General features: G+C 63.9%; 9 protein-coding genes. 1 reads left to right on the top strand and 8 read right to left on the bottom strand.

The annotated features are described in order from the left end of the window. Positions 1-111: 111 nt before the first annotated feature. Positions 112-423: a helix-turn-helix transcriptional regulator gene (locus ED208_RS17130; protein WP_148044744.1), complete on the bottom strand. Its 312-nt coding sequence runs from the start codon at positions 421-423 to the stop codon at positions 112-114. A gap of 104 nt (positions 424-527) precedes the next feature. Between ED208_RS17130 and ED208_RS17125 the strand changes: the two genes are divergently transcribed. Then, the gene (locus ED208_RS17125) at positions 528-1,595 is read left to right on the top strand and encodes a hypothetical protein (RefSeq protein WP_148044743.1); all 1,068 of its coding nucleotides are present in this window, start codon (positions 528-530) and stop codon (positions 1,593-1,595) included. A 64-nt stretch (positions 1,596-1,659) separates the two neighbouring features. Here the strand turns inward: ED208_RS17125 and ED208_RS11325 are convergent, their stop codons facing one another. The 7 genes from ED208_RS11325 to ED208_RS11295 form a co-directional block, all read right to left on the bottom strand. Further along, complete coding sequence (locus ED208_RS11325; RefSeq protein ID WP_148044742.1) at positions 1,660-2,214, bottom strand: hypothetical protein; 555 nt, start codon at positions 2,212-2,214, stop codon at positions 1,660-1,662. A 33-nt stretch (positions 2,215-2,247) separates the two neighbouring features. After that, positions 2,248-2,826, bottom strand: coding sequence for a DUF411 domain-containing protein (locus ED208_RS11320; RefSeq protein WP_123212002.1), 579 nt, complete (start codon positions 2,824-2,826; stop codon positions 2,248-2,250). 9 nt (positions 2,827-2,835) lie between these two features. Then, entirely contained in the window at positions 2,836-4,425 is a 1,590-nt protein-coding gene (locus ED208_RS11315; protein ID WP_158608527.1) for an alkaline phosphatase family protein, read from the bottom strand. Positions 4,426-4,453: 28 nt separating this feature from the next. Beyond that, a complete protein-coding gene (locus ED208_RS11310) occupies positions 4,454-5,422 on the bottom strand; it encodes a cation diffusion facilitator family transporter (RefSeq protein ID WP_123212000.1) in 969 nt (322 codons plus the stop codon). A 65-nt stretch (positions 5,423-5,487) separates the two neighbouring features. Continuing rightward, positions 5,488-5,802, bottom strand: coding sequence for a TFIIB-type zinc ribbon-containing protein (locus ED208_RS11305; protein ID WP_123211999.1), 315 nt, complete (start codon positions 5,800-5,802; stop codon positions 5,488-5,490). Positions 5,803-5,834: 32 nt separating this feature from the next. Further along, the gene (locus tag ED208_RS11300; RefSeq protein WP_123211998.1) at positions 5,835-7,904 is read right to left on the bottom strand and encodes a heavy metal translocating P-type ATPase; all 2,070 of its coding nucleotides are present in this window, start codon (positions 7,902-7,904) and stop codon (positions 5,835-5,837) included. After that, complete coding sequence (locus ED208_RS11295; RefSeq protein ID WP_123211997.1) at positions 7,892-8,215, bottom strand: P-II family nitrogen regulator; 324 nt, start codon at positions 8,213-8,215, stop codon at positions 7,892-7,894. Before ED208_RS11295 ends, ED208_RS11300 begins: the two co-directional genes overlap by 13 nt. Positions 8,216-8,321: the final 106 nt, after the last annotated feature.

Raw genomic sequence — 8,321 nt, 5'->3', positions numbered from 1 at the left:
CAGGAGCGAACCGATGAACTGATCTGACGACCTACAATCCCAACACGCCGAGGGCTACCGCCCTCGGCGTCCACCCCTGGTCAATTTTCAATGAGCAGAGATGGTCAGTTTTCAACGCGCGCCAACATACATTGGCCTTCTCCCGGAATAGCTGCCGTCCGGGCCGCCCACGGCGGCAGAGTCCAGCTGAAGGGACTTCAGATGAGCGTCGACGACGCTCTTCAGCCAAAGCAGGCGACGGTTCGTCGGGATCGGCTGGGGAAAACGGAATGCGGCGCCGCAGCGCCGATGCCGATAGAGCGCAGTTCGAATCGTTCCCGGCGTCGACCGGTACAACCGGGCAATGTCTTCGACGTCCAGAAGGACGTCGGCCATTGGGCTACCGGCCTCGTCGGCGTGACAACGATTGATGTTGATTGACATGCCGCAGCAGGATGCGGGACCGAAAAGTGGTGCGCCGCAAGGTCGCGCCATTTCCAAAGTCCGATCCAAGCTCTTGTTGCAGCGACACTTGTTTGAGCGCGTGCGTGTACAAAAAGCCCAATCGACAACACGAAGAAGAACTGCAAGCGCGATTGATCGAAGAGGTTGGTCCGCTTCCCGCGCGCCGACGGGCGCATGCGCTTTGGCAGGCCGCCCGGCGAGCGGTTCAAGATCCGCTTCGGTCGCTGTTCGAGGAAATCGAACGCGAATTCCCATCCAAGGTCAGGACGGTCGAGGACTGGTGGATTTTTGCGGAGAGGTTGGCGGGGCCGGCGGAGGCGTTCGCGGACTCGCTGTCGTGGGGATATGGAGACTCCGCGGAAGCCACGGTACCGCCACGCCTTCAGCGAATCGCGGAGATCAATGGGTGGGACCCACACATCGCCGCCGAGGTCTGGGGAGTTGAGGGGAGCGCTATCCGCGAAGCGCTTTTCGAACTGGATATTCGGCTCAAGAGGCCGGCTTCACCCGAACCATCTCCGGAGCTGATCGAGGTCTGCCGGTTGTGCTGGCGAACGGCGACCCCGACACCCAGCGGCATCTTCTTGTGCTCGACACATGCGAAGTTTGGCAATGACTACAAAAACGCGATGGCCAGGCGTTTCTGGAGGGACAGTTCACAGCCTGAAAAACCGGGAATTTCGTTCGTCTTCTTCTGGGCTCGCGAGCTGAAGACCAAGCTGCCTCCGGACCTTCGGGTCACGTTCGAGACCCTTCATCCAATCGGGAAGGTGTGCCGAGGTGAGGACGTGCCGGACAGCGCCGTTGAGTTACGCCAGGTTCCATTGGAATCATGCTGGAAGCTGTTTAAGCGAACACGGCTGTTTCTAACGCGGGGCAAAAAGCGGGTCAATTTTGAAGATCCGCGATCGGTACTCGGAGCGCTCGACCCGGCAATCAGATCCCAGCGGCATTTGCAGGTACGCATCCATGAACTGCTCGTGCTGGATCATCAACTGCTTTTCGACAGGCTGATTTGCGCCGAGGCCCATCTGGAGGCGGACCATCGACGTCGGAATGGCGATGAGGGCGCGGCGAAAGGGAACGAGCGCTATGTCGTGCAGTACACTTACGGCTACGCGGGCTCTGATTATCTAATTAAACATAGTTAGATCAATCACTTATTAGCGATCTTGGCACATTTTACGCTTATCTTGTCTGCCCCCCTTTACCCCCTCAGTGGTGTCTGCTGCCACCGTGTCCGGGCCGCGAATGGCCGATGCCGCCGCCGTGCCGGATGCCGCTCGTGTGGCGCGGGCTGCCGGAGTGCAGGCGGACGTCATCATGCAGTCCGCCGAAACCGCCGTAATGACCGGCTCCCGGACCATACGACCCAGAGTGGATCGGAAAGAAATCGCGGTAAGGCGCGCTGACAAAACCCGGCTGCCCGTGGCCGTAGGCGCTGGCCAGGTGATAGCCGTCGTCGAAGTGGTAGTCGCCGAAACCGCCGTAGCTCCGACTCAAGCCATAACTGCCGTAACGCGCAGAGGCCGGGCCATAAGCCTGCGGATAACCGTATCCGCCGTAGTAGCCGCCATAGCCCAGGTAATCCAAGCGACTGATGCCGTTGTAGCAGCGGCCGTAGGCACCGCTGCTGAGCGCGTAGGGATCACAGTATCGGTAAGCCCCTGGCGCATTCGCTGTGGCGGTGCGGGGGGCGGTGACGCAAGCCGAAACTGGCAATAGCAGACCCACGACGACGAATGGCAGCACACGCGGTGATCTGTCCATGTCTCTCTCCTCAGTGACGCACGTTGGTGTGACCTATTCCGGCGGTGATGGTTCGGGCGGTGCCGCAGCTTTCGCAATCTCAGGCCAGGGCTTGGTGGCACCGTTGCCATCGACCAGCAGCAATTGACTGCCGACGATCTGCGGCTTGCCCTCGGCATCGGGCTGGACGGTGTCCACCTGCTGTATGCCCACCGCATCGGGATGCTCGCGCGCCAGGCGATGCAGCGTGGCTGCCGTCAGGTGCCCATCGAGAAAGTAGCCGAGGTAGGAGGCCGGATGGCATCCGGTGATCGTGTTCGGCACATGCCATTGCTGGCGGTAGGACCGGATGTCGTCGAGCTCGAAATCCTGAACGACGAAGCCTTCGGCACGCAGTCCCGCCATCCAGCCATTGGCGCATTTGCACTGGTGTCTCCACACCACTTCGACCAGCTGCTCCGGTGCGACCGGAAACAGGCTCGACCAACTCAGGATGAGCGCAGTCGCAATGCCGAACGGAATCGCCACGAGGAGTGCGAGCTTTGCCTCTCTCGGCACGCCCACGCGCGCCGTCGTGTTCTCTTGCACGATCTTTTTCGGGCGTCCATGCGGCCTGCGCGGTGGTTTGGCCATGTCTGGGCTTTAGCTGAAGCGCCCGCAGACCGTGGGCGCGGCTGCATTGGGAGCGGTATCGAACTGGCTGAACGCCTGGTCGAGGATGCGGCCATCAAAACCAGCGCCTTCAGGGAAATCGCCAGGCTGGATGTTGAGTCCCAGGAGCCAGGCCACGGTCGGCGTGATGTCGATGTTCTCCGCCTGTTCCGGCAGCCGGTCGAAATCGCTGGGCGTGGCGGTGGAGGCCGCGATCACTTGCCCCTTCTTCACCCAGGGCGAGCCGCCGCTGACCAGCATGACGTTGCGGAACGTCACCGGATGGCCGTGATTACCAGGGATGGGATTGCCGCTTGCGTCCGGCTCCGAGAACTTGAACCCGCGCGCGGCCACGAGCACGAGATCGCCCAGATTCGGATGCCTGGAAACGAGGCTGGCCGGCATGCTGCCTTCGGGGTCGGCAGCATCGTCCTGGGTGTACCAAGCCCCGGCAATCTGGGCGGCATTGGCTGGGCGCGTCGCGCCGGGGCAGAGGGTCGCGCAATCGGTGGTGCCGATGAGGCAGGCACGCGCCGCGCGCAGCGCCGCCTGGCGCTGGGCGAGCGGCAGGCTGCGATCCATCACGTAGAGGCTGTCGCTGCCGCCGTTCTGCACCGCGGTCATCGGCGTGAAGCAGCCGGCGAGTGCGTCGAGCGTGCCTTGGGTGGAGATGCCATTGGTGAAGGGATTGGTGGCGATGTCGGTGCCGTGGTCGCTGGTGACGATCATCACCGTGTTTTCCCAGCGCCCGGCGTCTTCGAGCGCAGTGCGCAGGCGACCAATCTGGGCGTCTGCGGTCAGCAGTGCCGCGCTGCGTGCGGCGGTGCCGAGCGCATGCGCGAAGCGATCCACATCACCGAGACTGACGAAGAAGAAATCCGCCTCCGGCAACTGCGTGAGCGCCTGCTGCATGGTGGGCGCGTCGGGCGTGTATTCAAAGCCGGGGCCGATGTAGGCGGGGCTACTGGTCGGATCCCAGTGGCTGTCGGGTGGGACGTTGAAGACCTTGGCATTGCGGTTGGCGCGCTGGGCGTCGAAAGCATCCCCCTGGAACACCTCGAACAGGTATTTTTTCGAGAGCGTCGCCCCGGTCTTGATGTCGGGATTGAGGCCATTGACGCGGCACTTCCGATCCACCCAGGTGAACAGCGTGTTGGCCGCAAGTTCTTCAGGCAGCGAGAGATCGCGCTCGACCGGATTGAGCGGGTCGAGAAAGTCGATGAAGTTGTTGGTGGCGATGCCGCTGCGCGCCGGGTTGACGCCCGTCATCATCGCCACATGGTTGGGAATGGTCTCGGCGGAAAAGATCGCGCGGCTCTCGGTGTAGAAGGTGCCCTCGGATTTCAGGGCATCGAGATTCGGCGTGGTGGCGGTGATCTCCTGGGGCATGAGGCTATCGACCACAGCGACGACCACGGTGAGCTTCTTCGTGCCCAGGACCGGCGGCGTGCCGGGTGCCGGTGCGGGTGCGGGTGCGGGTGGAACGCTGGCGACATCCGGGACAGCGCTGTTGCCGCAGCCGACGACGCACAGCAGGGCTGCGAAACCGGCGAGTGGCGTGAACAAGGGGCGCAGTAGCATGATGATTTCTCCGAATATGGTTGCGGGATCAACGCCGCAAGTCTCCGCCAGCGGGATCGTTGCGATGCCCGGTTCCAGCCTGATCGCCAGCCGGTATTGGCAGGGGCAGCAAACCGAAATCATCGGGAGAATCGCAGGGCGTCAACTCGCATTGCAGGGTGCTGTGACGGATGCCGAACTGCTCGCGCAGCTTCGCGCCAACGGCGAGGCGCACCGCTTCGGCATCAGCGCCGACGTTCAGCAGCAGATGCGCGCTCAGGCTAGTCTTGCCGCTGGTGATGGCCCAGACGTGCAGGTCGTGTGCTTCCTGCACGCCGGGCGTGCTGCGCAGGGCAGAACGGATGTCGTCGAGGTTCACCCCGTCCGGCACGCCTTCGAGCAACACGTTCACGCTGGCCTTGAGCAGCGTCCAGGTGCGAGGCAACACCCAGAGCGCGATGGCGACCGCGATCACCGTATCCACCCACAGCCAGCCGGTGAAACGAATCACCAGCGCCCCGACGATCACACCCAGCGAGCCGAGCAGATCGCTCCATACCTCCAGATACGCGCCCTTCACGTTGAGGCTCTCGTCCTTGCCACCCGTCAGCAGGCGCATGGAGATGAAATTGACAATCATCCCGACGACGGCAACCACCAGCATGGCGCTGGACTGGATCTGCTGCGGCTCGCTGAGCCGCGCGTAGGCCTCGTAGAGGATGTAGAAGGCCACCACGAACAGCATGGCGGCGTTGAACGCGGCGGCCAGAATCTCGAAGCGCGCATAGCCATAGGTGCGGCGCGCGTCGGCGGCACGCCGCCCGATGCGGATGGCGAACAGCGCGATGACGAGCGCGGTGGTGTCCGTGAGCATGTGGGCTGCGTCGGAGAGCAAGGCGAGGCTGCCGGTCAGCACGCCGCCAATCACCTCGACCACCATGAACCCGCCCGTCAGGGCCAGGGCCAGCCACATCGCCCGTTCGTTGCTGCCCTTGCCGTGATCGTGTGCTTCGCTCATGCCAATGCTCCTGTCGCGGCGGGGTTTCGTTGCGGCCCCGGATAGAAAAGACGGTTGTGCAGCGTTCAGTCGAACAGCTCCTGCAACCAGGATTTGCGCCGGTGCCCACCGTCATGTCCTGCGCGGCCGCGATGCCCCTCATCGACCGGATAGGAGTTTTTCATCGGGCCGGAAGCCAGCACCAGCGGCGGCTCCGATGGCGTGCCCTGGCTGCGCTCGATGATCTTGTCCAGCTCGCCGCGATCCAGCCAGACGCCACGGCAGGCGGGGCAGTAGTCGATTTCGATGTTCTGGCGCTCGCTCATCACCAGCGCCACCTGGCACGCCGGACAGATCAAGCCCGTGCCGCGCAGGGCTGGGATGTTCAAGGTTTCGCTCATGGCTTTCAGGTCTCCTGCAAAGCGGGTTTCGGTTACACCACAGGTTTTGCGGGCTTGCCCTGGTAGGCCAGAAGCCGCAGGGCATTGACGACCACCACCAGGGTCGAGCCTTCGTGAAACAGCACGGCGGTGCCGATGCTCAAGCCGAGGATGGTGGAAGGGATGAGCACGGCCACCACACCCAGGCTGACCCAGAGGTTCTGCTTGATGATCCGGCTGGTGGCGCGGGACAGACCCACTGCGAAAGGCAGATGCGCCAGATCGTCCGACATCAGGGCCACGTCGGCGGTTTCCAGCGCCACATCCGAGCCCGCAGCACCCATCGCGATGCCGACGGTGGCATTGGCCATCGCCGGTGCATCGTTGACGCCATCGCCCACCATCGCCACCTTGCCCTCGCTGGCGATGAGTGACTGGATGGTCTCGACCTTGTGCTCGGGCATCAGGTCGCCGCGCGCTTCCGTCAGGCCCACCGTCTTCGCCACGGCATTGGCAACCTGCTGGTTGTCGCCGGACAGCATGATCATTTTCTTGATGCCCAGTGCCTGCAATTCGCGCATCACCTGTGCCGCGACGGGTCGCGGCGTATCCATCACGCCGATCACGCCGAGGTAGCGGCTGCCGCGCCGCACGATCATGGTGGTGCGGCCGGTTTCGACCAGCGCCTTGTTGGCGGCGCTCACGTCGGCAGGCACCGGCGCATCGGCCATCTCGGTGAACAGCACCGGCTTGCCGATGAACACCAGATCGCCCGCCACCTGTGCCTTCACCCCACGGCCGGTAATGCTCTCGACCTCGGCAATCGCCAAGGTCTCGGCCTTGTCGCCGAGCCGCTCGCCAGCGCCGTTGACCACGGCCAGGGCCAGGGGATGGTCGCTCTGCTTCTCGACGGCGAGCGCGACATTGAGAAGCTCCTCCGGCGTGCTGCCTTCGGCGGCGATCACATCGGTGAGCTTGGGTTTGCCCTCCGTGAGCGTGCCGGTCTTGTCGAAGGCAATGGCCGTGAGTGTGCCGAGGTTTTCCAGAGGCCCGCCGCCCTTCACCAGCACGCCGCCGCGCGCCGCGCGCGCCACGCCGCTGAGCACAGCACTCGGCACCGAGATCGCCAGTGCGCAGGGGCTCGCCGCGACCAGCACGGCCATCGCGCGGTAGAAGCTCACCGCAAAGGGTTCGTCGATCACCAGCCAGGCCAGCATCAACAGGCCCACCAGCACCAGAATAAAGGGCACAAAAATGCGCTCGAAACGCTCGGTGAGCTGCTGGGTCGGGGAGCGTTGCGCCTCGGCCTCTGTCACCATCTTCACGACCCGCGCCATCGCCGACTGATCGGCGCGACGGGCGACACTCACCTCGATGGCACCCGCGCCGTTGATGGTGCCTGCGAACACGCGGTGCTGCGGCGCGAGCTTGTCGAACGCCGCGAGTGCGGCGGCCACGTCCTTCACGGGCTCCTTGTCCACCGGCACGCTCTCGCCCGTGACCGGTGCCTGGTTGACGGCGCTGTTGCCGAGCACGACGACGCCGTCGGCAGGCAGGCGTTCGTTCGGGCGCACGATGAGCACATCGCCCACCTGCAGCTGCGCGACGGCGACTTCTTCCGTCTGGTCGCCGCGACGCACGGTAGCGACTTCCGGTGCCAGCTTGGCGAGGGCTTCGATGGCGCGGCGGGCGCGGCCCATCGCAAAGTGTTCGAGCGAATGGCCCAGACTGAACAGGAACAGCAGCAGCGCGCCTTCGGCCCATTCGCCCAGGGCCGCTGCGCCTGCGGCAGCCACCAGCATCAGGGTGTCGATCTCGAATCGCTTGGCGCGCAGGTTCTCGATGGCCTCCTGCGCGGTGTAGTAGCTGCCAAAGATGTAGGCGACCACAAACGAGGCCGTCGGCAGCCAGCCAGGACCCACACCCTGCCGCGCCAGCAGCCAACCAGCGAGTGCGAAGGCACCCGCGAGCAGGGCGAAGATCAGCTCCGATTTCTCGCCGAAGAGGCCCGCATTCTCATGGCTGTGACCACCCTGCTCACCCTGATGTTCGGCATGGGCGTCGCCCCCTTCACCTTCGTGATGTGTGTGGTCGTCATGCGCCTTCCCGCTCACGACTGCGATCCACCAATGGCGATCACCTGCTCGACCGGACTGACATAGATGTAACCGGAGACGTTCGGCCCGACGCGCGCCACGGTGCTGATGATGGCGGTGACGGCATCGACCTCCTGATCCTCGACCACCAGAGACAGGCGGGCTTCGGAGATCACCAGTCCGCTGACGTCGGTTGAATAGGTCACTTCGTGTGCGGACAGTGGTTTCAGCATCCCCCGCACATCGTGCAGGGTGAGGTTGCGAAAGCCCGCATCGGCCAGTGCCTCGACGACACTGGCGGAGCGGACGTGATGGATGAATGCCTTGACGAGTTTCATGTGAAGAACTCCTTGCTGCGTGGTGATTGCAACGGATGTTGGGTTTAACGAGCGGTTTCCAAAAAGCGGCGGGGCATCTGGGATGGCTACCCCGCCGAGTCGGGAT

Source organism: Stagnimonas aquatica (assembly GCF_003730135.1).
Taxonomy (GTDB): domain Bacteria; phylum Pseudomonadota; class Gammaproteobacteria; order Nevskiales; family Nevskiaceae; genus Stagnimonas; species Stagnimonas aquatica.
Note: the sequence above shows the minus strand (reverse complement) of the source record. Positions and strands in the feature narration are given on the sequence as shown.